The 25,590-nt window shown below is 64.6% G+C and carries 24 protein-coding genes; 18 read left to right on the forward strand and 6 right to left on the reverse strand.

The features are described from left to right. The first annotated feature begins 1 nt into the window (after position 1). From lpdA to WS64_RS05890, 3 genes are all read left to right on the forward strand, one after another. Positions 2-1,432: a dihydrolipoyl dehydrogenase gene (lpdA, locus tag WS64_RS05880; protein WP_059575751.1), complete on the forward strand. Its 1,431-nt coding sequence runs from the start codon at positions 2-4 to the stop codon at positions 1,430-1,432. 98 nt (positions 1,433-1,530) lie between these two features. Next, entirely contained in the window at positions 1,531-2,628 is a 1,098-nt protein-coding gene (gene zapE / locus WS64_RS05885) for a cell division protein ZapE (protein ID WP_059575749.1), read from the forward strand. A 148-nt stretch (positions 2,629-2,776) separates the two neighbouring features. Continuing rightward, positions 2,777-3,187, forward strand: coding sequence for a transposase (locus tag WS64_RS05890; protein WP_059575747.1), 411 nt, complete (start codon positions 2,777-2,779; stop codon positions 3,185-3,187). Between the two features lie 110 nt (positions 3,188-3,297). Here the strand turns inward: WS64_RS05890 and WS64_RS05895 are convergent, their stop codons facing one another. From WS64_RS05895 to WS64_RS05910, 4 genes are all read right to left on the reverse strand, one after another. Next, positions 3,298-3,759, reverse strand: coding sequence for a DUF2147 domain-containing protein (locus WS64_RS05895; protein WP_006483501.1), 462 nt, complete (start codon positions 3,757-3,759; stop codon positions 3,298-3,300). Between the two features lie 173 nt (positions 3,760-3,932). Further along, on the reverse strand, positions 3,933-5,618 hold the full coding sequence (locus WS64_RS05900) for a ShlB/FhaC/HecB family hemolysin secretion/activation protein (protein WP_059575744.1): 1,686 nt from the start codon (positions 5,616-5,618) through the stop codon (positions 3,933-3,935). Positions 5,619-5,762: 144 nt separating this feature from the next. Beyond that, positions 5,763-7,112, reverse strand: coding sequence for a collagen-like triple helix repeat-containing protein (locus WS64_RS05905; protein ID WP_060965975.1), 1,350 nt, complete (start codon positions 7,110-7,112; stop codon positions 5,763-5,765). Between the two features lie 40 nt (positions 7,113-7,152). Further along, positions 7,153-8,808, reverse strand: a complete 1,656-nt coding sequence (locus WS64_RS05910) for a collagen-like triple helix repeat-containing protein (protein ID WP_060965976.1) — start codon at positions 8,806-8,808, stop codon at positions 7,153-7,155. A gap of 678 nt (positions 8,809-9,486) precedes the next feature. Here WS64_RS05910 and WS64_RS05915 point away from each other — a divergent pair. From WS64_RS05915 to WS64_RS05980, 14 genes are all read left to right on the forward strand, one after another. Then, positions 9,487-9,714 (forward strand): Flp family type IVb pilin, encoded by a 228-nt coding sequence (locus WS64_RS05915; protein ID WP_060965977.1) that lies wholly within the window; start codon positions 9,487-9,489, stop codon positions 9,712-9,714. A gap of 97 nt (positions 9,715-9,811) precedes the next feature. Next, positions 9,812-10,312 (forward strand): A24 family peptidase, encoded by a 501-nt coding sequence (locus tag WS64_RS05920; protein ID WP_060965978.1) that lies wholly within the window; start codon positions 9,812-9,814, stop codon positions 10,310-10,312. Further along, positions 10,309-10,755: a TadE/TadG family type IV pilus assembly protein gene (locus tag WS64_RS05925; protein WP_059575733.1), complete on the forward strand. Its 447-nt coding sequence runs from the start codon at positions 10,309-10,311 to the stop codon at positions 10,753-10,755. The genes WS64_RS05920 and WS64_RS05925 overlap by 4 nt, the downstream gene beginning before the upstream one ends. 90 nt (positions 10,756-10,845) lie before the next feature. Further along, positions 10,846-11,769, forward strand: a complete 924-nt coding sequence (gene cpaB / locus WS64_RS05930) for a Flp pilus assembly protein CpaB (protein WP_060965979.1) — start codon at positions 10,846-10,848, stop codon at positions 11,767-11,769. Between the two features lie 65 nt (positions 11,770-11,834). Then, positions 11,835-13,166: a type II and III secretion system protein family protein gene (locus tag WS64_RS05935; protein WP_060966895.1), complete on the forward strand. Its 1,332-nt coding sequence runs from the start codon at positions 11,835-11,837 to the stop codon at positions 13,164-13,166. A gap of 60 nt (positions 13,167-13,226) precedes the next feature. Further along, the gene (locus tag WS64_RS05940; RefSeq protein WP_060965980.1) at positions 13,227-14,501 is read left to right on the forward strand and encodes a fimbrial protein; all 1,275 of its coding nucleotides are present in this window, start codon (positions 13,227-13,229) and stop codon (positions 14,499-14,501) included. 3 nt (positions 14,502-14,504) lie between these two features. Beyond that, positions 14,505-15,878 carry a CpaF family protein gene (locus tag WS64_RS05945; RefSeq protein ID WP_059575728.1) on the forward strand — a complete coding sequence of 458 codons (1,374 nt, stop codon included), beginning with the start codon at positions 14,505-14,507 and terminating at the stop codon, positions 15,876-15,878. After that, positions 15,871-16,863, forward strand: coding sequence for a type II secretion system F family protein (locus WS64_RS05950; protein ID WP_060965981.1), 993 nt, complete (start codon positions 15,871-15,873; stop codon positions 16,861-16,863). Before WS64_RS05945 ends, WS64_RS05950 begins: the two co-directional genes overlap by 8 nt. Before the next feature lie 4 nt (positions 16,864-16,867). Then, positions 16,868-17,860, forward strand: a complete 993-nt coding sequence (locus WS64_RS05955) for a type II secretion system F family protein (protein ID WP_060318302.1) — start codon at positions 16,868-16,870, stop codon at positions 17,858-17,860. Between the two features lie 18 nt (positions 17,861-17,878). Continuing rightward, positions 17,879-18,721, forward strand: coding sequence for a tetratricopeptide repeat protein (locus tag WS64_RS05960; protein WP_060318757.1), 843 nt, complete (start codon positions 17,879-17,881; stop codon positions 18,719-18,721). Positions 18,722-18,740: 19 nt separating this feature from the next. Next, complete coding sequence (locus WS64_RS05965) at positions 18,741-19,070, forward strand: DUF3613 domain-containing protein (RefSeq protein WP_060965982.1); 330 nt, start codon at positions 18,741-18,743, stop codon at positions 19,068-19,070. Positions 19,071-19,075: 5 nt separating this feature from the next. Further along, entirely contained in the window at positions 19,076-21,139 is a 2,064-nt protein-coding gene (locus WS64_RS05970) for a pilus assembly protein TadG-related protein (RefSeq protein WP_244166571.1), read from the forward strand. Positions 21,140-21,244: 105 nt separating this feature from the next. Next, positions 21,245-22,636, forward strand: a complete 1,392-nt coding sequence (locus WS64_RS05975; protein WP_059575720.1) for a sigma 54-interacting transcriptional regulator — start codon at positions 21,245-21,247, stop codon at positions 22,634-22,636. A gap of 54 nt (positions 22,637-22,690) precedes the next feature. Next, complete coding sequence (locus WS64_RS05980; RefSeq protein ID WP_060965983.1) at positions 22,691-23,398, forward strand: DUF2968 domain-containing protein; 708 nt, start codon at positions 22,691-22,693, stop codon at positions 23,396-23,398. A gap of 92 nt (positions 23,399-23,490) precedes the next feature. Here the strand turns inward: WS64_RS05980 and hfq are convergent, their stop codons facing one another. Next, positions 23,491-24,057 carry an RNA chaperone Hfq gene (hfq, locus tag WS64_RS05985; protein WP_060965984.1) on the reverse strand — a complete coding sequence of 189 codons (567 nt, stop codon included), beginning with the start codon at positions 24,055-24,057 and terminating at the stop codon, positions 23,491-23,493. Between the two features lie 295 nt (positions 24,058-24,352). Between hfq and WS64_RS05990 the strand changes: the two genes are divergently transcribed. After that, on the forward strand, positions 24,353-24,634 hold the full coding sequence (locus WS64_RS05990) for a hypothetical protein (protein WP_060966897.1): 282 nt from the start codon (positions 24,353-24,355) through the stop codon (positions 24,632-24,634). 27 nt (positions 24,635-24,661) lie between these two features. On the opposite strand, the gene WS64_RS05995 is transcribed toward WS64_RS05990, so the two are convergent. After that, on the reverse strand, positions 24,662-25,579 hold the full coding sequence (locus WS64_RS05995; RefSeq protein ID WP_060965985.1) for a DUF1571 domain-containing protein: 918 nt from the start codon (positions 25,577-25,579) through the stop codon (positions 24,662-24,664). Positions 25,580-25,590 lie beyond the last annotated feature (11 nt).

Genomic DNA, 25,590 nt, shown 5'->3' on the forward strand with positions numbered 1-25,590 from the left:
CATGTCCAAGGAATTTGACGTCGTCGTGATCGGCGCCGGCCCTGGCGGCTACATCGCCGCGATTCGCGCCGCGCAGCTCGGCAAGACCGTTGCCTGTATCGAGAAGTGGAAGAACCCGGCCGGCGCGCTGAAGCTCGGCGGCACCTGCCTGAACGTCGGCTGCATCCCGTCGAAGGCGCTGCTGGCTTCGTCGGAAGAGTTCGAGAACACGTCGCATCACCTTGCCGACCACGGCATCACCGTCGACGGCGTGAAGATCGACGTCGCGAAGATGCTCGGCCGCAAGGATGCGATCGTCGAGAAGATGACGAGCGGGATCGAGTTCCTGTTCAAGAAGAACAAGATCACCTGGCTGAAGGGCCATGGCAAGTTCACCGGCAAGACCGATGCCGGCGTGCAGATCGAAGTGAGCGGCGAGGGCGAAGCCGAAGTCGTCACCGCGAAGAACGTGATCATCGCGACGGGCTCGAAGGCGCGTCATCTGCCGGGCATTCCGGTCGACAACAAGATCGTGTCGGACAACGAAGGCGCGTTGACGTTCGACTCGGTGCCGAAGAAGCTCGCCGTGATCGGCGCAGGCGTGATCGGCCTCGAGCTCGGCTCGGTGTGGCGCCGCCTGGGCGCCGAAGTGACGGTGCTCGAAGCGCTGCCGGCATTCCTCGGCGCAGCCGACGAAGCGCTCGCGAAGGAAGCGGCCAAGCTGTTCAAGAAGCAGGGCCTCGACATCCATCTCGGCGTGAAGATCGGTGACGTGAAGACGACCGCGAACGGTGTGTCGATCGCCTACACGGACAAGGACGGCAATGCGCAGACGCTCGACGCCGACCGCCTGATCGTGTCGGTCGGCCGCGTGCCGAACACCGACAACCTCGGCCTCGAGGCCATCGGCCTGAAGGCGAACGAGCGCGGCTTCATCGATGTGGACGACCACTGCCGTACGGCCGTGCCGAACGTCTACGCGATCGGCGACGTGGTGCGCGGCCCGATGCTCGCGCACAAGGCGGAAGACGAAGGCGTGCTGGTCGCGGAAGTGATCGACGGCCAGAAGCCGCACATCGACTACAACTGCATTCCGTGGGTGATCTACACGTACCCGGAAATCGCATGGGTCGGCAAGACGGAGCAGCAACTGAAGGCGGAAGGCCGCGAGATCAAGACGGGCAAGTTCCCGTTCTCGATCAATGGCCGCGCGCTCGGCATGAACGCGCCGGACGGCTTCGTGAAGATGATCGCGGATGCGAAGACCGACGAACTGCTCGGCGTGCACGTGATCGCCGCGAACGCGTCGGACCTGATCGCGGAAGCCGTGGTGGCGATGGAATTCAAGGCGGCGTCGGAAGACATCGCCCGCATCTGCCATCCGCACCCGTCGATGTCGGAAGTGATGCGCGAAGCGGCGCTCGCCGTCGACAAGCGCTCGCTGAACAGCTGAGCACGGCGTAGCGCCTGCCGGCCGTCGGCCGGCGCAGCCGTCTCATGACGAAGGCGGGCGGGGTTTCCCGCTCGCCTTCGTTCTTTCCGGTTTGCCCGATGAACGTCACCGAATACTACACGCGCGAGCTGACCACGCGCGGCTATCAGTCCGATCCCGCTCAGCGCGCGGCCGTCGATCGCCTGCAGCGCTGTTTCGACGAATGGGTCGAGTACAAGGCGCGCCGCTCGAACGCGTTCAAGAAGCTCATCAATCATCCGGATCTCCCGCGCGGCGTCTATATGTGGGGCGGTGTCGGCCGCGGCAAGAGCTTCCTGATGGACAGCTTCTACGCGGTGGTGCCCGTGCAGCGCAAGACGCGCCTGCATTTCCACGAATTCATGCGCGAAGTGCACCGCGAGCTCGAGGAGCTGAAAGGGCAGGCCGATCCGCTCGACGAACTCGCACGACGCATCGCGAAGCGCTACCGGCTGATCTGCTTCGACGAGTTCCACGTGTCGGACATCGCCGACGCGATGATCCTGTACCGGCTGCTCGATCGCCTGTTCAACAACGGCGTGCAGTTCGTGATGACGTCCAATTACGATCCCGACGACCTGTATCCGGACGGCCTGCATCGCGACCGCATGCTGCCGGCGATCGCGCTGATCAAGGAGAAGCTCGACGTGCTCAACGTCGATGCGGGCGTCGACTATCGCCAGCGCACGCTCGCGCAGGTGAAGATGTATCACACGCCGCTCGGCGCCGACGCCGATCGCGAATTGCGCCATGCATTCGGCAAGCTCGCGGCCGTGCCCGACGAGAGCCCGATCCTGCATATCGAGAAGCGTGAGCTCAAGGCGCTGCGCAAGGCGGACGGCGTCGTGTGGTTCGATTTCGCGACGTTGTGCGGCGGCCCGCGTTCGCAGAACGATTACCTCGAACTGGCGAGCCGCTTCCATGCGATCGTGCTGTCCGAGGTGCCGCAGATGTCGCCGCGGATGGCGTCCGAAGCGCGCCGCTTCACGTGGCTCATCGACGTGCTGTACGATCACAAGGTCAAGCTGCTGATGTCCGCGGCGGTGCCGGCGGAGGCGTTGTACGTCGAAGGCCCGATGGCCAACGAATTCGCGCGTACGGTCTCGCGCATCGTCGAGATGCAGTCGAAGGAGTATCTCGAAACGCCGCGCCGTATCGTCGATACGTCGTTGACCTGAACCGGTTGCGGGTCGGGAAAGTGGCGGGGTTTAAACATCAATTTCGGTTAAATTTCGTCAATCTTCGGGTATTTTCGGATTTGTCTTATATTCATCGTTGAGGTGAGCCGATATTGTGGTGTCATGGTTATTAAGGCTGGAGATGTCCATGACACCGTATCGCGATTTGACCGACCACGAATGGCGCTGCGTCGCGCCGCTTCTGCCCGAAATGCAGCCGCGCACCGAGTTGCGCGGCCGGCCGTTAGCCAATACGCGCGCCGTGCTGAACGGTGTGCTGTGGGTGATCTACAGCGGCGCAACGTGGTCGGCCATGCCGCGCCGTTACCCGTCGTATCAAACATGTCATCGCCGCTTCAAGGTATGGCACGAAACGGGCACGTTGATGAACGTGATGCGCGAGCTTTATGGCGACGCCGGCATGAATCTTTGCAATGAACTGTCCGCGCGGATGCGCAAGCACACGCAATCGAAGGCGGCGCAGGCGCGCAGCAACGCGGCGCCCGCATATCGCGCACCGGGCAGCTATGCACCGGATGCGATGAAGCACGCAGCGTGATGGCCATCGGTTTCCGTTGTGCGCGCACCAAAAGCAATCGGCCTGGCGACGTCGTCGCAGGCCGATTTTTTATTGAGCCCTGCTAATCGCGCGTTCGGGCGCGTACCGCGTTATTGCTGGCGAACCCAGGTTTGTGACCGGCCCAGCAGCGACACGCCGATGTAGCCGCGCACCACGAGCTTCTGGCCGCCGTCTTCAAGCGTCATCTTGCACTTGTAGACCTTGCCGTTCTCCGGGTCGAGGATGTTGCCGCCGTCCCAGTGGTCGCCGTCCTTCTTCATCGCCTTGATGATCGTCATGCCCTTGATGAGCTGATCCTTGCGCTCGTCCGTGCACGCGGTGCAGCGGCGATCGGGTGTATCGTTCGCGCCGAGTCCCTTGACGACCTTGCCCGTCAGCGAGCCGTCGCCGTCCTCGGCGATCTGTACCAGTGCCTTCGGTTGATGGGTGTTGTCGTCGATCGTCTGCCACATGCCGATCGGGCTGTCGGCCTGCGCGAACGTGGGCGCTGCGCACGCGAGCAGGGCGCCGGCGATGGCGATTGCACGCAACGGGCGGGTCAGTTGAATCATTGTCTTCCTCCTTGTTTTGCATGTCTGTCGATTCGCTCGCACGACCGTCTGCATGGGGCGGGCATGTTGCGAGCTTCGTCAGAATACGTGAAACAGCACGCCACGTTTGATAGAGGGGACTCTAATCGAAACAGCCGGCATCGCGCCGGCCGTTTCGTGGTTTGGGTGACCGATCAGTTGAGCTGATACGAGAACGCGGCGTTGATGCGCGGGCTGCGTGACGCGCTTTCGACCGGCGCATCGCCCACTGGTTTCGCGACGTTCAGATCGAGGCTGTAGTAGCGGCTGTCCGTGAGCCGCACGCCGACGGCGACCGACGACATGCGGTTCGGCGATGGCGTGCCCGCGTGCAGATACACGCGGGCCATGTCGTACGCGATGTACGGCGTGATCGATTTCAGATACGTCCAGCCCGGCGTGAAGCCGCGGTTGACTTCCAGCGACATCCCCCAGCCCGAGTCGCCCGACGTTTCGCCCGGCTGGTAACCGAGCGCGTAACGGGTCGAGCCGAACGATATCTGTTCGGACGTCGGCAGCGAGTCGGGACTGTATTGCCCGGTCAGCGAAACCGACGTGCCGATCCGGAACGGCCATTCGTTCGTCTGCGTGAAGGTCGCGCCGGTGCGAACGAAAGTCAGCGAGATCGGGCTGTCCACCGAGGTCGTCGTCGTACCGACGGTAATGTCCTGCGCTTTCGATGCGCCGAGGATGTTGAAGCCCTTCGCGACGTTGACGCTCAGCTTCTGCACCTGTTTCGGCTGGACACTCGTGTAGTCGAGCTGCATCTGCAGCACGCGGACTTGCGAGCGCGTGTCGATGCTGTTGCCGTTGATCTTGCTCTGGTAACGATCTTCGTTGTGCGACGCATAGCCAGACACGGTGCCGAGCAGGCTGCGCTGGTTGTTCAGCAAGATCGGATAGGACGCCGAAAGTCCGAGTTTCTCGTTCTTGACCGTGCGCTCGACTGACGACGGCAGGCCGGGGTTGTCGGTCGGCTTGCCGCGATACGTGCTCGCATCGAGACGCGTGATCAGGCCGCTGCTGCCGACCGGCAGCGCGCCGCTGAACGCGAAGTAGGTCTGCTTGTCGCGTCCCGGCGGTGCGAGCGCCGAGATGCTCAACTGCTCGCCGAACCGCGTAAGGCCGTTTTCGGTCGCGGTGATGAGGCCCTGGACGCCCGGGTGGTTGAAGTCGACCCCCGTGCTGACGTTGAATGGCTTGCGATCGACTGCGAGCTCGAGCGTCGTCGCGCCGTCGGTGGTTTGCGGCGGCGGGACGTTCGCTTTCACCGTGAGGCCGGGCAGCAGGCCGAACGTGTTCACGTAGCGCTCGAACGTGGCCCGGCGCAGCGGACGATCGGCCGTGATGTGCGCGGCAATGGCGCGAATCTTCGGTTCCATCGCGCCGGGTTTGCCGGTGACCTTGACGTCCGACACATAGCCTTCGACCACCGTGATGCGCACGACGCCGTTCTCGAACGTCTGCGCGGGAACGAACGCGAACGACAGCGCGTAGCCGCGTTCCTGATACAGCTTCGTCACGCCGTTGGCGGTTTCGATCAGCTCGCCGATCGTGATGTCCTTGCCGACGAGGGGCGTGAAGCGGCGCGTGATTTCCTCGAACGGTATCGACTTCACGCCTTCGACCTGGAACGTCTTCGGCGTCAGGTGCCGCGACAGCAGCTCCTGCAATTGCGGCGCCTGCGGCGCGACCTGAACGGTGACGTTCGGGCCCGTCTTCGGTGCGTTGATCTGGGGGAGGGAGTCGAGCGGGTTACCGCCGACGCGCGTTTGTGCCTGTGCCGTGCCTGCTGCCGCGATGGCGAGCAGCATCATCCATCTGTCGAGTCTGGATTTCATTGTTCTTCCTCGTAGGCCTTGCTTTTCGTCTTCTTTGTAATGCCGGCACGCGACACCAGGGTGTCGCGCGCCGCGTGCCGCCATGCCGGGCGTGTTGGTACGGCCGCGTCATTCGCTCCGGCTGCGATGACGCGACCGTCCTCCTTACTTGCCGACGCTACCCAGCGTACCCAGCAACCCCGTGACCGGCGCCAGCAGGCCCGTCGAACCGCTGCCGGACGATGCCGTACCCGACACGCTGCCGACCAGCGACGTGACCGGCGCGAGCGGGCTCGAGCCCCCGGACCCTGCCGCACTGCCCACTGCTCCGGTGACAGTATTCAGCAAACCGGTGACGGGCGCGAGAGGGTTTGCACTGCCTGCGCCACCCGTTGCGCCGCCGAGCGTGCCGGTGACCGTCGAGACGAGGCCCGTGACCGGTGCGAGCGGGCTGCTGCCCGAGCCGCCCGTTGCACCGCCGAGCGCGCCCGTGAGCGAGCCGAGCGGCGTCGAGCCGAGACCCGACAACAGGCCGCCGAGCGGGTTCGTCGAACCGGAACCCGATGACGAGCCGTTCTGGACGGTTGCCGTCGAGCCGCCGACGAGGCTCGTGATCAGGCCGGGAATCGGTGCCGCGCCGTTCGGGCCGTTCGGATTGACGAGGCCGCCGGCGTTGGTCACGGTATTGCCGACCGCGGTCACGAGCTGGCCGACGTCGCCGACGAGCGGCTGGCTCGACGTTGCGCCGACCTGCTTGCCGGCCGAGCTGATGGCGCCGCCGATCTGGCCGAGCAGGCCCGACACGGGTTGGCCGAGGCCGGTCGTTGTGCCGACCTGCTGCGTGACCTGGCCGGCGGTGATCACGAGCGGCGTGATCGCCGAGCTGATCGGCTGCGTGACCTGCTGCACGGCGCCCGACGACAGCGTCGAGCCGATCGTCGTGCCGGCGGCCGTCAGGCCGTTGGCGACCGTGTCCAGCACGGTGCCGACCGGCGTCGTGACCGGCGCGAGCGGTGCCAGCGGGCCCGTGCCCAGCGCCTTGACCGTCGAGCTCAGGCCGGACACCGTGTTGCTGGTCGCACCGACGACGTTGCCGAGACCGGCCACCGTGGTTCCGACCGGGTCCTTCGTCGAGCCGATCTGCCCGAGCCCGTTGCTCACCGCGTCGGCTGCCGCGCCGACGATCGTGCCGGTGCTCGCCAGTGTGCTGCCGACGCCCTTCGTCACGCCGTCGCCGAGGCCCGGCAGGCTGATGTTGCCGACCGTGCTGCCGAGGTCGCTGGCCGTCTGGCCGACCGTGCTGATGACGCCCTTGGTGCCGGTCGACGAGCCGCTGGTGCCGCTCGTGCCCGGCGTGCCGCTCGTGCTCGGGTTGTTGTTGTCGTTGCTGCTGGTCGGCGGCGAGCTGACGCCGCCGCCGCCGCAGGCGGCCAGCAGGCACGCCGCGGCGAAGGCGGTGAGGGGCACGCGCCACTGGCGCAGAGCGGCGGTCGTGACGGAACGTTGCTGGGACATGATGGACTCCTCGCTGTCTTTTCGATGAATGGATGTCGGATTACTTGCCGTGCGTGCCGCCGAGCAGGCCGCCGATCAGCGACGTGACGGGCGCAAGCAGATTCGACGACGAACCCGAGTTCGTGACGGCACCCGTGCCGCCGCTCAGTGCCGGTGCGCCGACCGTGCTGGTGACAGCGGGGACCGGAGCGGCAATCGGATTACCGCCGCCCGCTACGCTGCCGAGTGCGCCGGTGACCGCGGAGACGAGGCCCGTAACCGGGGCGAGCGGGCCGCCGTTGCCGCCTGCTGCGCCGCCGAGCGCGCCCGTCACGGTGGAGACCAGACCGGTAACCGGGGCGAGCGGACCACCGCTGCCGCCTGCTGCGCCACCCAGTGCACCCGTGACCGTCGAGACAAGGCCCGTGACCGGCGCGAGCGGACCACCGCTGCCGCCCGCTGCGCCGCCCAGTGCGCCGGTGACCGTGGACACGAGACCCGTGACCGGCGCAAGCGGGCCGCCGCTGCCGCCTGCTGCGCCACCCAGTGCACCGGTGACCGTGGAGACGAGACCCGTGACCGGCGCGAGCGGGCCGCTGCCGCCACCCGTTGCGCCGCCGAGTGCGCCGGTGACCGTCGAGACGATGCCGGTGAGCGGAGCGAGCGGGTTGGTCACGCCGCCGGTGCCGCCCGTGAGCAGGCCGCCGACCGCCTTCACGGTGTTGCCGGTCGACGAGACGGTGTTGCCGAGGCCCGTGGTGACCGGGTTGCCGCCCGTCGATGCGAGCAGGGCGCCGGCCTGGTTCAGGCCGTTGCCGACCGTGCCGAGCAGCGTGTTGACCGGTGCGCCGAGGCCGGTTGCCGAACCGATCGTCTGGGTCGTCTGGCCGACCATCGTCGTGATCGGCGTGATGGCCGAGCTGACCGTTTGCGTGATTTGCTGGATCGGGCCGGTCGACAGCGCGTTGGTGAGCGTGGTGCCGCCGTTCGACACGGCGCCGCCGAGCGTCGAGACGAGGCCGCCGACGGCGCCCGTGACGGGCGCGAGCGGCGACAGCGGGCCGCTGCCGAGGCTCGTGACCAGGTTGCCCGTTTGCGTGACTGCGCCGCCGAGCTGATTGACCACGCCGCCGGTGCTGGCAACCGTGGTGCCGACCGGATCCTTCGTCGCGCCGAGCTGGCCGAGACCGCTGCCGAGGCCGTTGCCCAGGGCGGTAACCGCGCCGCCCACGCTTTGTACGATGCCGCCCGCGGCTTGCGTGGTGGCCGGATTGACGCCCGGCAGCGTCTGGCTGCCGATGACGGAGCCGAGGCCGGAGACGGTGCCGCCGGCATTCGTGACGATGTTGCCGGTGCTTGCGAGGACATTTCCCACTGGATTCGCCGACACACCCGACGTGCCGGACGTACCGCTCGTGCCCGAAGTTCCGCTGGTGCCCGACGTACCGCTCGTACCCGAGGTCCCGCTAGTGCCGGACGTGCCGCTCGTGCCCGAGGTGCCGCTGCTGCCGGACGTACCGCTCGTGCCCGACGTGCCGCTCGAGCCATTGCCGCCCGACGTGGAGATCGTATCGCCGCCGCCCGAGCTCGAGCCGCCGCCGAGGCCCTGGCTGATGGAGCCGGAGCCGCCGCACGCGGAGAGGGAAAGCATGGCTGCAACGGTGGCCGCGATCAGAGTCGTCCGGAACACGCCATGAGGGATAACCTTAATGTCCATTTCGTCCTCGCATTAGAAGTGTGTTGTGAACTGCGTTGTGTTGAGTGGTGCGAGGACTACTCTGCAACTGTCGTGCCATTTCGATGCCCAACGGCTCGGCAACAGGTTTTAAACGAGGCAATTCCTTGTCGGAAAAGGAAGTTCCGGAGATTGAAAGATTGTTGAATCTGTTTAAGTGCAGGGGAATGAGAACGGTTTCGCCCGTTTCGTAACGTAACGTCACAACAATGGCGTTACGCGTGGGGCGTAACGCGGGGCCCACACGGGCTTGGTGGACGCGGCAATTGTTTTACTGGTGGATTAGGTGTGCACATCTAACCTATCGTAAATCCTATGTGTAAGTCGTACCGAAACGCCGTACAAATACGTTGTGCTCCTGGTCATTTTTTTCCGGCAGAGTGGTTAAAAGAGGTTGGAATTCAAATAGGATCGGATATAGAATCCGGAGCAGATGTAAGGGTATGTACGGTTCGGTACACTACGTTCGAGGAGGAGCGCTATCGCGAATGTTAACTTGCATCAAATCGTGAGCAATGCCCTTCGGGGCGACCTATAAAGAAAGCGCACCCGGTTGTCGTTACAGCAGATGTGACGAACGGTCCGGGGCAAACGGCCAGATATGCGGGGACGTATACGTATAAAAGGCCAGAAAACGTAAATACAGGCACGAGGAATAAAATGAAAGCAATCATCAAGCGTTTCCTTAAGGAAGAAGACGGGGTTACCGCGATCGAGTATGGGCTGATCGCGGGTCTTATCGCTGTCGCGATCGTCGCCGGGGTGACGAACATCGGCAGCAGTCTCGGCAACATGTTCACCAATCTCGGCACGTGCGTGTCGTCTCCTTCGTCTACGAACTGTTCTGCCTCCGCGATTCGGGCAACCCCGACAACCACGGCGGGCTAAGCCAACTTCTTCTTTTCCGGAAGTCGTCGTGGCGCAGTAGCGGGCGGACTACCTCGGTAATCCGCCCGCCCTTGCATCTGCTGCGGATCGTGGTGCGATGGAACATCTCATTTTTAGCGGGATATTTCTGACCTGGGCCGGCTTGGTCGTGGTCAGCGATATTCGTTTCCGCCGTATTTCGAACACCCTTGTCGTGGCCGGATTAATCGGCGGGGTCGGCGCTGCATGCGTGGCCGCGAGTCCGTTTGGCATTTCCGTGCATCAGGCAGTGGTCGGCATGCTGATCGGCCTGATCGGATTGATGCCGTTTTTCCTTCTGCGCGTCATGGGCGCAGCAGACGTCAAAATTTTCGCCGTGCTCGGCATCTGGTGCGGTGCGCATGCGCTGCTTTGGCTCTGGGTGGCTGCCAGTCTGGCTGCAGGGCTGCACGCGCTCGTACTGATGCTGTTGTCGCGCACGTCGCTCGGAGGCTTGTGGCGGCAGCGCGCGCCAGTACTGGCAGTTGGCGGGTATCGGGCGACGCCTTATGCCGCATGCCTCGCGGTGCCGGCTGCCGCCTGGTTGGTCTATCTGGTCGCAATCGGGGGCGTGCGATGAAACGACAGAACGCATGCCGGAGATGGCGACGGCAACGTGGAGCGACAGCGGTGGAGTTTGCGATCGTGTTTCCGTTGTTCTTCGTGATTTTCTACGCGATTCTGAGTTTCGGGATGATTTTCCTTATTCAGCAGAGCTTGACGCTGGCTGCAAGCGAGGGCGCGCGTGCTGGGTTGGCTTATGCACCGGACCTCTCGACGCGCGTCGCGAACGCCAAGACGACCACGCAGAACGTTCTAGGTTGGCTGAACAGCAGTCCGCCCAACGTGGTGGCGCAGCAGTGCAACTACAACGGAACGCCTACGCCGTTGCTGTACTGCCTGACGGTCACGGTGAGCTATACGCCTGATAGCTGGATGACGATCATGCCGTTCCTCGGGACGATCATGACCAAACCACTGACGGGTACGGCAGTGGTGCAAATTCCGCAGTCGATGCTGTGAGTTGGGCATCATGATGCGATAGATCTGTCACGTGCAAATCGCGCGACAAGAAGAAACTGATTGGATTCAATCCGGCATCCATACGACAACATGGCCAACAACATAACGAAGATCATCGCGGGGCTGCTGATTGCGATCGCGGTTCTGCTCGGAATCTATGCATGGGTGCTAGGACGCAGCGTGTCAAGTCCCACGCCGGCACAGCCGATGGTGGCGGCAACGGCGGTGCCGGTCGTCATTGCAACGCGTGCTTTGCCCGGTGGACAGCCGATCCCGGCCGATGCGCTGAAGATCCAGGCGACGGCGCCGGCACCGGCAGGCGCCTTCAGCGATCCCGTTGCGCTGGCTGGTCGCGTGCCGATTCGCGACATTCCGGCCTCGACCCCGGTCGTTGCGGATGCACTGGTGTCGGGGCTTGCCGAGGACGTGCAGCCCGGCGAGCGCGCGGTTGCGGTTCGGGTCGACGAAACGAACGCGGTCGGCAACCGGCTGCGGCCCGGGAATTTCGTCGACGTGTTCCTGAACCTGAAACGCGAGGTCGGCAGCACGATGCTTGACGGCGAGGTTTCACAGACCCAGGCGCGGCTTCTGTTGTCGAAGGTCAGGGTGCTGTCGTTCGGCGATGCGACCGCCGAGCGCGATAGCGGCAACAACAACGGGGGGAACGGGCAACCGACCGGCGCCCGCATCGCGGTGCTCGCGGTGCCGACCGCGCAGGTCGATGCGCTGACGCTCGGCGAGGCGAGCGGCCGCCTGACCTTTGCATTGCGCAACCCGCGTGACGACGATCTTGCGCTGCAGACGGTCGCAGTGCGTACGGATAACAAGCTGTCGCCGTCGGCGCTGGCCGCAGCAGGCGTCTCGCTGCAGCAACTGTCCGGCACACCGAGAACGCCCGTAGCCAGTGCGAACCTGCCTCCGTTGCCGTCGCATCTGCCGCCGCCTGTACGGCCGAGCGGGGGTGGCGGCATCGAAGTGATTCGCGGCGGCCGGTCGGAAACGGTTGCTTATTGAACCAGGTCGACGGCCATCGATATCAGCGACGACAAGCAAAAGGCCGCGCGCCGGTCTACCAAACGATGAAAAACACACTGATTGCATTCGCGATTGCCATCTGCATCATGACCTTCGCTTCGCTCGCAAGCGCGAGCGCTACGATCGAACTCGCCGTCGGCGCACAACGGCAGATTTCGGCGGGCCGCACGCTGCAGCGCGTCGCAGTCGGTGATCCGGCAATTGCCGACGTGCTGATCATGAAGGGTAGTCGCTCCGGTTCCGTGCTGCTCACTGCGAAGGCTCCCGGCGCGACCAACGTGATGCTGTGGGAGCGCGGGAACGATGAACCGAGGATCTGGAACGTCGCGGTGGTCGACGCGGCCGCGCAAGCCGTGCTCGACGGCGCTACGCCGCGTGTGAATGCATACGGCGGCACGGCCGTGCTGCAAGGCTCGGCCGCGTCGCTCGAGGCACATGCGCGTGCGGCTGCGGTCGGCAAGAACATGAGCGGAAAGGGCGCCGTGATCGACCGCTCGACGGTGCCCGGCAAGAGCGTCGTGCAAGTCGATGTGCGGGTCGTCGAATTCAGCCGTTCGGTGCTCAAGCAGGTCGGGTTCAATTTCTTCAAGCAAAGCAACGGCTTTTCGTTCGGATCGTTCTCGCCGGGTGGCGTGCAATCTTATAGCGGCGGGTCGGGCCCGGGGACCGGGGGATACGTTCCGACGCTCGGATCGCCAGTCGCGTCCGCATTCAACCTCGTCGTGAACGCGGCCGGACGCGGCATCTTTGCCGACCTGTCTCTGCTGGAGGCGAACAATCTCGCGCGCGTGTTGGCCGAGCCGACACTGGTCGCGCTGTCCGGGCAGAGCGCGAGCTTCCTCGCGGGAGGCGAGATTCCGGTGCCATCGCCGCAGGGGCTCGGTTCGACGGCGATCCAGTGGAAGCAATACGGCGTCGGGCTCTCGTTGACGCCGACGGTCTTGAGTCCGAGCCGGATCGCGCTGAAGGTCGCGCCCGAATCGAGTCAGCTCGACTTCGTGAACAGCGTGACGATCAGCGGCGTCGCAGTGCCCGGCATTACGACGCGCCGCGCGGATACGACCGTCGAACTGGGCGACGGAGAGAGCTTCGTGATTGGCGGGCTGATCGATCGCCAGACGATGTCGAACGTGAGCAAGGTGCCGTTGCTCGGCGATCTGCCGATCATCGGGTCCTTCTTCAAGAATCTGAGCTATCAGCAGAACGACAAGGAACTGCTGATCATCGTGACGCCGCATCTCGTTGCGCCGATTGCCAAGGGTGCAGTGTTGCCCGCGACGCCCGGCGAGTTGTCCGAGCAGCGCGACGGGCCGGTCTGGAAATCGTATCTGGGCGGAGTTGCGTCGCCCGACGCTGCTCCCGGATTTTCGAAATGAGTGGAATGTCTCGCGGCTTGCGATGCAACGCCACGCCTTGTGTAATCGGGGGTGTTCGACATGAATGCGCGAATTCAATCATTGTGTGAACCCGCCGTGACCGACTATTTCGTTTGTGCGTCGCAGCATGAGGCACATGTCCGCTGGCTGGCCGATACGCTCGTATCGGCCGGCGCGGTCGAGGCCGCATCGCTCGATCCGGGTGTGCTGGCGCAACGCATTACGGGCCTCAATCCGACGCTCGTTTTTATCGATTTCTCCGACGGCAGCACGGCGGCGAGCATTGCCGCGGCTGCGATTCGCGCCACGCATCCGGGGCTGCCGATCGTCGCGCTGGGTTCGCTCGCACAGCCGGAGAGCACGCTCGCTGCCTTGCGCGCCGGCGTTCGCGATTTCATCGACGTGTCGGCTCCGGCGGAAGATGCTTTGCGCACCACGCGCGGGTTGCTGGAGAACGTCGGCGAGCCGGCGAGCCGCCACGGCAAGCTCGTTGCATTGCTCGGCGCGCGTGCGGGCATGGGGGTGAGCACGCTCGCGGCGAATCTGGCCGTATGGTTGCAGAAGCGCTCGGTGAGCCCGGACGGGAGCGGCGTGCCGAACGGCGGGACGCCGGCCGGTCGCCAGACCGCGCTCGTCGACCTCGGGTTGCCAGCGGGTGATGGCGCGTTGTTCCTGAATACCCGCTGTGAATTCCATTTCATCGATGCGGTTCACAACCTGCGCCGCATCGACAGGACCTTCGTGAATACCGCGCTGACCCGGCACGAGAGCGGCGTTGCGTTGACGACGCTGCCGGCGGATCTTGGCGCGCTGCGCGACGTGTCGTACGCGTCGTGCGCCGGTTTGCTGAACCGGTTTCGCGCATTCTTCGATCAGCAGATCGTCGACCTCGGCGGTTTTTCGAACCGCGAATTCGTTGCACAAATCACGAGCTCCGCCGACGAAGCATGGCTCGTCTGCGATCAGGGTGTCGCGTCGATCGTGTCGGCGGCCGATTTGCTCACCGGGCTGCGCGATGCGGGTGTCGAGACCGATCGCATGCGGCTCGTCGTCAACCAGTACGACCCCGCGCTCGATCTGACGCCCGGGCAGATCGCGGAGCGGCTCGGGCTGTCGCTGGCCGGCACGTTGCCGTCGCGCCGCGTCGCGATCGGTCATGCGGCAAACCAGGGGCGACTCATCGTCGATATGGCGGAGCGCGATCCGTACGTGCGCGCGCTCGAGTCGCTCGCCGCGCGGCTGCCGGGCGTGTCGATTCGTCCGGCTGCACCCGGTCCGGCGTCTGGACTGTCCGCGCTGAAGCGTTTCATTCAACCCTTGTCCAAGCGGTCGTAAGCGATGGCACACGACATTCAATTTGCCGACGGCGCAGCGCCGTTCTCCCAGACTCAGCAGTTCCACGACATCAAGAATGCCGCGCACGAACACTTGCTGACGCGCATCGAAGAATTGGGCGCCGAGTTCGGCAGATGGTCCCGCCAGGCGATCAACCAGTTCGTCGATCTCGAGATCGACAGCTTCGTGCGCCTGCGCCGCATTCCGCTCAATGAAAACGAGGTACGGACGATCGCGGAGGCGCTGACGAAGGAACTCGCGGGTTTCGGCCCGATCGAGGATTTGCTGGCGGACCCGGCGGTCGAGGACATCCTGATCAACGGCTACAACGACGTGTATGTGTCACGTCACGGGATTCTTGCCAAGCTGCCGGTGCGTTTCACCGATAACGCGCACCTGTTGCGCATCGTGCGGCGGATACTCGCGCCGATCGGCCGCCGGCTCGACGAGTCGAATCCGATGGTCGATGCACGGCTGCCCGACGGCGGACGCGTGAACGTCGTGATCGAGCCGCTGTCGATCGATGGTCCGGTCGTGTCGATCCGAAAATTCCGCAAGGATCCGCTGAAGCCGTCCGACCTGCTTGGTAACGGGACATTCAACGAAGAGATCAACACGTTGCTTCAGGCGGCGGTCGAGGCGCGCTGCAACATTCTCGTGTCGGGCGGTACGAGTTCCGGCAAGACCTCGCTGCTCAACGCGCTCGCGTTCCATATTCCGGAAATCGAGCGTGTCGTGACGATCGAGGATACGGCCGAGTTGTCGCTGAACCACCCGCACGTCGTGCGGCTCGAGAGCCGTCCGGGCGGGTTCGACGGCACCGGTATCGTGTCGATTCGCGACTTGCTGCGCAATACGTTGCGGATGCGTCCGGACCGGATCATCGTCGGCGAAGTACGCGGCGGCGAGGTGCTGGAAATGCTGCAGGCCATGAACACAGGCCACGACGGCTCGATGGGCACGGTGCACGCGAGTTCTCCACGCGAGTGTCTGTACCGTCTCGAGATGCTTGCCGGTTTTGCAGGTTTCCAGGGCACCGAGTCGAGCCTGCGTCGGCAGATCGCGAACGCCATCGACTTCATCGTGCAGATCGGACGCCTGTCGAACGGGCGGCGACGGATTCTGTCGATCACCGAAGTGACCGGGCTGTCCGACAACATCATCGCGACCCAGGAGCTTTACCGCTATGAAGCGCGGGTGACGCCGGAGGGCGAGGAAGTCGATCACTGGGAAACCCTGGGCATTCATCCGCATTCACCGAAGCTTGCGCGCTTCCGTCAGACGCTGACGAGCGGTGGGTTCGGCGATGCCGGATTCGGTGGCGGCGGCTTTGGCGGTGGCGGGTTCGGCCGCGGCGGCGGGGGTTTCAATGTATAGCGGGATGGTGTGGGCGCTGGCGCTCGCGATGCTGTGTGTCGCGGCTGCGATGATGCTGTGGCATCACGCGCAGACCCGGCGCGTAAGGACCGACGCGAAGCGTTTCATCGACAGCCGGCTCGAGCCTGGCGCACGTGTCGACGCACCGGCGAAGCGTGCGCCGGCGGCTGGTGCAGTGCGTGCCGTACAGCAGCCGGGAGCGGCACGGAAGGTATCGTCGGATGCCTTTTGGGTGCACTGGTATGCGACCGCATCCGAATATCTGTCCAACCTCGCAAGCCGTGCGGGGATAGACGATGCGCGCGGCAAGGCGGTCATCGCGCTTGCCGCGCTCGTTGCGGCTGCGGTCATCGCCGGCAGTCACGGCGGCATGCTGGCGTGTTGCGCGGCGATCATTTGCGGTAGCGCGATACTCGGTGTCTGGCTCGCGTCGCGGATCCAGCGGCGACGGCTGAAGATCGTCCGGCAGATCCCGTCGTTCCTCGACGGGATCGTGCGTCTCGTGACACTGGGCAACAGCGTACCGGCTGCTTTCCAGTCGTCACTGTTGACGACCGAGGAGCCGCTGCGCGGCTGTCTCGACGTCGTGTCGCGGATGCTGCGCGGCGGTATCGAGATCGACCGCGCCATGATGCACATCGCGAAGATCTACCGGACCGAAGAGTTTGAGCTCGTCGGGTCGGTGTTGCGTTTGTCGGTCAAATATGGCGGTCGTGCGGATGTGATGCTCGAGCGGATGGCCGTATTCATGCGCGATCTCGAGCAGGCCGAGCGTGAATTGACCGCGATGTCGTCGGAGACGCGGCTGTCCGCGTTCGTCCTCGTCATGCTGCCGATCGCAATCGGGAGCTTTGTCGTGATGACCAATCCGAAGTACCTGTACGGGATGTGGGGCGATCCGAGCGGGCGGTCGCTGCTCATGATCGCGTTCCTGGCTCAAGTGGTCGGCAGCATATGGTTGTATCGAATGGCTCGGCTCAGGTGACGCTATGACAGCAACTCAGATCGGGGCGATTGCGTTGGCCGTGGGCGCGCTCGGGGTGCTGCTCCTCGGGATGGCCGTGACGTTACGTGCGAATGCCGCGGCGCGGGCGGAACGAGCATTGGTCGATGCGCTGGATCGGCGAATGGCTGCACTGGAGGCGGCGAAAGCGCGGCCCGCGCAGGATGGCGATGCGCAGGCGAAAGCCAACGCGCGTCGCGGGCGGCGCGTCGAACGTTGGCTGGATCGCCTGTCGGCGGCAGGCATGCGCTGGCTGGACACCGGATTCGGCAAATATGCCGTCGCGGAAGAGGATCGTCGCCTGCTGGAGCAGTGCGGGTATGTCGATGCACGCACGCGTGGGCTGTTTCTGAGCGCGCGGGTGGCATGCGGGATCGTGTTGCCGCTGCTGTTCGCGATTTTCGCGAGCGGGCGCATGAAAGGCAGCATCTGGATGGTCGGCATGTGCGCTGCCTTCGGGCTCGGCTTCATGCTGCCGAAACTCTACGTGCAGCGCCGCGCCGCGTCGCGGCGACAGAGCGTCGTCGACGAATTGCCGCTACTCGTCGACATGTTGCGCTTGCTGCAAGGCGTCGGCCTGTCGCTCGATCAAAGCCTGCAGGTCGTGACGAACGATTTTCGGGGGATGCTGCCGGTCTTGTCGTCGGAGGTGGGAATCGCGCAGCGTCAGTTCGCCGCGGGCCGTACGCGCGAGCAGTCGCTGCAGCGGCTGTCCAGTGGATTCGACAACGAGGATTTGCGCGCGATCGTGCGATTGATGATTCAGGTCGACAAGCATGGCGGTGCGGTGCAGGAACCGCTCAAGCAGTTCGGCGATCGTTTGCGCGAGACGCGTCGTGCGATGCTGCGCGAACGGATCGGCAGATTGACGGTAAAGATGACGGGCGTGATGGTGCTGACGCTGTTGCCGGCCTTGCTGATCGTGACGGCGGGACCGGGCATGCTGGCGGTGATGCGCGCGTTGTCGTCGCAGCATTGAAGGATGGAAGGACAGACGATGAAGCGAATCGGCGAAGCGGTAACCCGGGCGGGCATGCTGGCGGCGGCGCTGCTGCTCGGTGCATGCGCGACCAAGGAAAGCGGGTATGGCGTCGGCGCGCAGACCGAGCGTGCGGCACTGATGCAAGCAGCAGATCAGAAGCAATCCGTGCCCGATACGCCGGGGATGTATCTCGGTCTGATTCAGCGCATGCAAGCGCAGGGCCTCTATTACGCGTCGCTCGCGCACATCGATGCATATGACAAGACATACGGTGTCATGCCGGAATCGATCCTGTTGCGTGCGGACGCGCTGCGGATGACCGACCAGCCGGCCGCAAGTGCCGCTGTGTATGGACAATTGCTGAAGACGCCGCTTGCGGCACGCGGCTATCGCGGGCTGGGGTTGCTTGCGGGCGCCGCAGGCGATTTCGACCGTGCGGTGCAAGCGCTGACGCAAGCGTCGGAGCTCGCGCCGACGGATCCGTCGCTACTGTCCGACCTTGCTTATGCGAAGTTGCGCAGCGGCGACGTCGTCGGCGCGCGAGTGCCGCTGATGAAAGCTGCCGAACTCGATCAGCGCAATCCAAAAATCGTCAGCAACCTTGTGCTGTATCTGTTTGCGGCAGGACGTGCGCAGGATGCGCAACGGCTGATGAACCAGCAGCATCTGCCGCCGGAAATTCGCAAGGACATCAATGGTGATGCCGCGAAGATTGCCGCGGCAGTGCGTGCGCAGCAGCGCGCGATCGCGACGCCGCCGGTGGTGTCGCGGCCCGGCGCGACGACGGCGATCACGCCGATGGCGAACAACTTCGGTTACGACCAGACTGTGCCGCTGCTGCAACGGTTTGCGCAATGAACAGCTATCGGGGAACGATATGAACGACAACGCACACAATCGAAGCGCACGCGCGGGGCGGATGGCGGCGCTGGCCGCTATCGTCTGCATCGTAACGGGTTCTGCTGCCGCATACGGTCAAGACGCCGTGACACTGGGTGCGTCCGAGGTCGGCCGCTCGACCAAAGACTGGCTCGCGATGCAACGCGACAACCGCGCGGCGGCCCCGACGCAACCTGTGTTCGGCGACGTCGCGTCGCTTGCGTACCAGCGCTATCTGGATTCGTTCAAGAACAAGATTCCGGATTCGATGAGTTCGCAACTCGGCGCAGTGGGTGGCATGTCGGGCGGCGGGCAGGGCGCGCAATAAGCGGGATGACCATGCGCGCAGATCAATCGCACGCGGGGCGGCGGGTGAGCGCCGGCAGTCCCGGCGGAAGTCGCCAGCGCGGTGGCGTCGCGATCGTGGCGACGATCTGGACGCTGGCCGCGATCATTATCCTGGGTGCGATCGACGTCGGTCATTTCTATGCCGAAAGACGCCGGATGCAAGCCGCGGCCGATCTGGCCGCGTTGTCGGCGGTCTCTCAGGTCACGACCGACTCGACTTGCCAGGCGGCGAGGACCGCAGCCAGTCAAATCGCGAACCCGGCGACGAATGCATTGCCGGCGGGTTCGAAAGTTTCCGTGTCGTGCGGCATCTGGACCGCGCCCCAGGGCAGTGGCAGCGCGCAGTTCACACCGGTGTCGGGTGACCCGATCAGCGGAAACCAGTGCGCGGGTCTGTCGGCCGGAGCGGTCAATGGCCAGTCGATCAACGCCGTTTGCGTCACGGTGACCGAGCCGGTCGACGGGGTTTTTCGCGGTGGCGTCACGATTGGCGGATCTGCCATTGCCAAGAGCGTACCCACCGACACTTTTACGCTGACCACGTCGCTTGCAGCGTTGAACGGTGGATTGGCCAACCAATTGCTCAAGGCGCTGACCCGATCGAACGACAATGCGCTGAATCTTCAACTGGTCGACTATCAGGGGCTCGCACAAGTCAACTTGAAGCTGGCCGGCATTCTGGCCAATCTCCCGGTCGGCACCAGTACGGGCGTGCTGAACGGCACCGTGACGCTCGGTCAACTGGCCAATGCCGCGGTGCAGGCAGCGACGCAGCAAGGCGTGGCCGCGGCGAACCTGAAGGTGCTGAACGCACTTGTCATCGCCCTTTGTCCGGGCGGAGCCTGCGGCGGCCCGCAGATCGCGCTCGGTCAACTCGTTTCCGCCGCGACCGCGACGGGAAGCTCCGCCGTCAACGCCAGCGTCAATGCGCTCGGCTTGCTGTCGACGGCGTTGCAGATCGCGAACGGCACGAATTCAGTCGACATTCCGAGCGTCACGGTTCAGACGCCTACGGTGCTGTCACCGCTGCTGAACGTGACCGTCTCGGGTTCAGTCAAGTTGGGGGCCAATCCGCCGTCCACTGCGAGCGGTCAGCCCGGGCCATCGAATTGCGGAACATCCGATTGCACGACGAACACGTCGACCGCGCAGGGCAACGTGTTCCTCAATACGTCGATCTCGCTGCTGTCGAGCTGCCCTACTGGCGGGTTGGTCTTTCCGGGGGGCAGTTGCCCGTCGGGTAGCGCGACGCCGCTTGCCGCCGTTCAATTGCCGATTACGGCATACGTGGCGCCCGCCACGGCCGGCTTGGCGTCTGTCAGCTGTTCTGCGAACGGTACGAAAAGTGCGACAGTGAACGTACAGACCGGCATCGTCGCCGTCTATGTCGGTGGTTCTTCAAGTACGAAGATCAATCTCTCTGCGCCGTCGGGTTATTCGCCCGACAGCAGCGCGGCTCCGATTCAACTGGTGTCCGTCAATCTAAGCAGCCTGCTCAATCTGCTGAACCTTGGCGGGTTATCGTCCACGCTGGCGGTCTTGGTCAAGACCCTGACGCTCGGCATCGTCGACCTGAACGCAATTTCGGTCAACATTGGCTTGCGGCCCGGGCAAATGACGACAGTGCCCGTCGCTAACCAAAGTCCGACGCAGTTGCTGTTCTCGTATCCCGGGCCGCAGTCGTCCGCTGCGCCGAATCCGCCGGCGCCGTACGCATTGGGCGTCGGAACGGACCAGTTTCTGTCGCCCGCAGTGACAGGCATCACGAATAACGGTCTGACGGTGTCGTTGACGCTGGGTGACAGTGGACTGCTTGCGGCGTTGAAGGCAGTTGGCATCGATCTGAGCGGAGTACTGAGTCAGGTGTTGAGTAAGCTGCTAGGTCCGCTTCTGAGCGCGCTCGGGAACACACTCGTTCCGCTGCTCCTGCAACCGATCGATTCGCTCCTGACTTCCGTCACGGGACTCCTTGGCCTGAGCCTGGGGAATGCCTATGTCACCAACACACCGGATTCGATCAAATGCGGCGATCCCATGCTGGTTCAATGAACACCTGAACGTGCCGTTACCGAAGCAGGCGGTATGGCCGCCTGCATCCGGCTACTGGTCCGCCGCGCCACGCAACCCGTCAATTACTGAAGCCGCACCCGAAACATGAGAACCACGCCCGCAATCGAAGAGCTCGACCTGTACGTCTGGGAAGGCAAGGCGGACATCGTCGACCGTGTCGCCCGATGCATGGCGAGCTTCGACGTCGAAGTGATCCGTGCCGACAACGCGACGGTCTCGCCCGAGCGCGCCGCGTTGCGGCGGTCGCTGGCGATCATCAGCGTGACGATGATCGAAGGCGGCGCGGCATTCCTGCGCGACTGGCAGGCCAACATCGGCATGCCGGTGGTCTGGGTCGGCGCCGCGCGCGACCACGACGCGTCGCAGTATCCGCCCGAGTATTCGCACATCCTGCCGCTCGACTTCACGTGCGCCGAACTGCGCGGCATGATCGGCAAGCTCGTCACGCAACTGCGCGCGCACGCGGCCGAAACGTTGCAGCCGTCGGAACTCGTCGCGCACTCCGAATCGATGCAGGCGCTGCTGCACGAAGTCGATACGTTCGCCGACTGCGACACCAACGTGCTGCTGCACGGCGAAACCGGCGTCGGCAAGGAGCGCATCGCGCAACTGCTGCACGAAAAGCATTCACGCTACCGGCACGGCGAATTCGTGCCGGTGAACTGCGGCGCGATTCCCGACGGCCTGTTCGAATCGCTGTTCTTCGGCCATGCGAAAGGATCGTTCACCGGCGCGGTTGTTGCGCATAAAGGCTATTTCGAGCAGGCGGCCGGCGGCACGCTGTTCCTCGACGAAGTCGGCGATCTGCCGCTGTACCAGCAGGTCAAGCTGCTGCGCGTGCTCGAGGACGGCGCCGTGCTGCGGGTCGGCGCGACGGCGCCGGTCAAGGTCGATTTCCGCTTGGTCGCGGCGAGCAACAAGAAACTGCCGCAGCTCGTGAAGGATGGGCTGTTCCGCGCTGATCTCTACTACCGGCTCGCGGTGATCGAGCTGAGCATTCCGTCGCTGGAGGAGCGTGGTGCAGTGGACAAGATCGCGCTGTTCAAGTCGTTCGTCGCGCAGGTCGTCGGCGCGGAGCGGCTCGCCGAATTGTCCGATCTGCCGTACTGGCTCACGGATTCGGTCGCGGACAGCTACTTCCCCGGCAACGTGCGCGAACTGCGCAACCTCGCCGAGCGCGTCGGCGTGACGGTGCGGCAGACGGGCGGCTGGGATGCCGCGCGGCTGCAGCGGCTGATCGCGCACGCACGTAGTTCGGCCCAGCCGGTGCCGGCGGAGAGCGCGGCCGAGGTGTTCGTCGATCGCAGCAAGTGGGACATGAACGAGCGCAATCGCGTGATCGCGGCGCTCGACGCAAACGGTTGGCGGCGTCAGGACACGGCCCAGCAGCTCGGCATCAGCCGCAAGGTGTTGTGGGAAAAAATGCGCAAATACCAGATCTTCGACGAAGAGCCCGAGACCCGCGAAAGCGAGTAATTAATGAGATAAAATCGCGGTGAATTACAACGACTCGGGCGGGAATAAAACTTCATGAGCCATATGACGGGGTTGGGGCGGGTGAGCGTAGTGCTCGCGATGGTGGGAGGCATGCACGGCGCGTTCGCGCAGGGGCTGGCAGGCAGCGATTCGTCGGCGGTGCAGCCGGCGTCGGCGCCGGTGGCCGCGATTCCGGTGATCGACTCGCAGGCGCAGACGTCGGTGCAGCCGCAGGCCGGCGAGACGACGGGGCCGAGCACGGTCGACGACTTGCAGCGCCAGATCCAGGCGCATTCGCTGACGGAAATGCGCACAAGCTACAACGGCAGCTACGGCGCGAGCCTGCTGTTCAACGTCAAGGACGGTGCGTACTTCGTCGCGTTGTTCCAGCAGAAGGCGTTCTGGCGCGTGATCAAGACTTACGACGAAACGCGGGCGGAAGCGATCTATCGCGATTTCTCGCGCCAGGCCGAGCGGCTGGCCGTCGACGAACTGCGGGCGGCGAAGCTGGAATCGCAGAAGGCGCAGATGGACAAGCAGATCGAAGTCGCGCAGAACCGCGCGCGGCGCCTGCAGGCGGACATCTCGATCGCCCGCCAGCAGCAGGCGGCGGTGGCGGATCGCCAGAAGAGCGTGCGGAGCGAAACGGCGGCGCTGCAGGCGCAACAGGCCCAGCTTCAGGCGCAACTGCGGGCGTTGCAGCAGCAGGTGCGTTCGCTGCAGCGCGAGGCCAACGCGGGCCTGCCGACGACGGCACGCTGAACGCGGTAGCGGCGGTGCGGCGACGTGCCGCGCCGGTCGTACGCCGGTCGTACAAGTGAAAAGGGCAAGCCGGTTGGCTTGCCCTTTTTGTTTTACTGGCCGTCCGGCACGATTCGCCGGCGGCGCGTCACGATGACCGGCCCGTTGCCGCCGCGGGAATCCGACGGTGCGGCGTTGCCGGATGCGTCGCCGGCATCGCGCGGCGCGCCGTAGCTTTCGCGCGGTTCACGCGGCGCGCCATAGCCTTCGCGCGGCTCACGCGAGCCGTAACCCTCGCGCGGTTCGCGCGAACCGTAGCCTTCACGCGGCTCGCGGGAGCCGTAGCCGCCGTCGCCGCGCGATTCGCGCGGGCCGCCGTGCGAGCCGTACGGGCTGTGCCCGCCGCCTTCACGGCCGCCGGGGCGACCACCGGTGCGCGGGCCGCGGGGGCCGCCGCCCGGGCGCGAGCCGCCCGTGTCGAGCTGGATCGTGGAAATCGCACGCTTGTAGATGCCTTGCAGACCCACGGGGGTGCGCAGCATCACCAGATACTGGTCGAACGACTCGATGCACCCCGTCAGACGAATGCCGTTGACGAGATAGATTTCAACACGCTTACGTTCCTTGCGCGCCGAATTAATGAAGTCGTTTTGCGGATGGGATTCTGCGGGATTGGCCATTGAGGTGCGGCAGGAGCCTGCGTCAGAGAATATGTTGTGCGTGTGTGTGGCGTGTTCGTCCACATGGTGTTTGGCGGAATTCTACCTTGTTCGATAGGGAAGCGCGCAGTCGTGATTGTGTCGAACCGTAACCCACTATAGACGTTCCAGCGCATTTTCGCGATTCGGCCGAACGGCGAAAGCCGTTCGGTTACGTCGCGTTACGACTCTCGCCGCCCCGTATCACCTTGGCGCGCACACCGCGCTTACATTGGTCGCGCGAGCCGGGCGGGCCGGCTGATCAGGGATGCGGAGCATGAACAAGAGGCAAGTGGCAGGGATGATCGGGAGCATGGCGTTGCTCGTTTCGGGCAGTGCAATGGCGGGCCATGTGGACCTGTCGGTCGGCATCGGCGTACCAGTCGCGCCGGTCTATGTCGAGCCGGCGCCGGTCTATGTGGCGCCGCAACCCGCCGTGGTCGCCTATCCGGCCTACGGGTATGGCTATTACGGCGATGACGACGACGATCGCTACCGCAAGTGGCGCAAGCACTACTACAAGCACCGGCATCGGCACCACGACGACGATGACGACTGAGCCCGACACCGGCCCCGCCAGCGCGCGTCAGAACGCGTAGTCGGGATTTTTCGGGTCGAATGCGGTGTCGTCGAGCGGCGTCGGCGCGATTTTCTCGATGACGATCCGCTCGAAGATCCTGCCGTCGTTGTCATAGGATTCGACGGTCCGGAAATAGGGTGCGTGCAGATCGAGCCCGAGCACTTCCTTTTTCGCATAGAACTGCGGCCGCCCGGTCGGCGTTTCGTAGGTGAGCGCGACGACGCGCACGCCGCCGATCGTCCTGGCTTCCACATCCGTCGGGCGCTGCACGCCGGCTTCCAGGTATTTCTTCCCTTCGGTCAGGTACAGGTTCGCGATGAATTCGGTGCCGAGATCCTTCACCTGATGATTCGACTGGGCGCGCGCCAGCGCGCCGTCGATCGCTGTCCACAGCGGAATCTTGCCGAGCAGGCCGCCGAGGTGGCCATACATCTCGTCCTTGCGCTGCGTCGTGTCGTAGATCGTCTCCTGTCCGGCATGCGCGCCGCCCGGCAGCCATTTCGCATACACGCGCAGCGGTTCGCGGGTCGTCTTCACGAGCATGCGGTCGGGCGTGTCGGACCATTTTCCGCTGATACGCTCCTGGCGCACCATCGTGAACTGGTAGGACGGATAGCCGTTCGGGCCGTTGCGGATGTAAAGCGGCACGGCGAGCGGGTCCAGCGCCTTGAAGAGCGCCGTGAGCGTCGCGTCGTCGAGTTGCGCGAGCGTGCCGCGCTGGGCCGCCGTGCGCAGCCAGCGCGCCTGTTGCGCGAGCGGCTCGTGCGTGACCTTCGCGAGGTCTGCCGGCAGCGCGACTTCCTGTGCCGCGCTCGCGGCGCCTGCCGTCTCCTGTGCGTGCAGTCCTGCCTGTGCGAGCGACAGCACGCCCGCGATGGCTGCCGCCGCGGCATGCCGCGCGCGGCGTTTCATTCCTTCGTTCATCGACAGCGTCT

This window comes from Burkholderia anthina (assembly GCF_001547525.1).
Classification (GTDB): Bacteria; Pseudomonadota; Gammaproteobacteria; order Burkholderiales; family Burkholderiaceae; genus Burkholderia; species Burkholderia semiarida.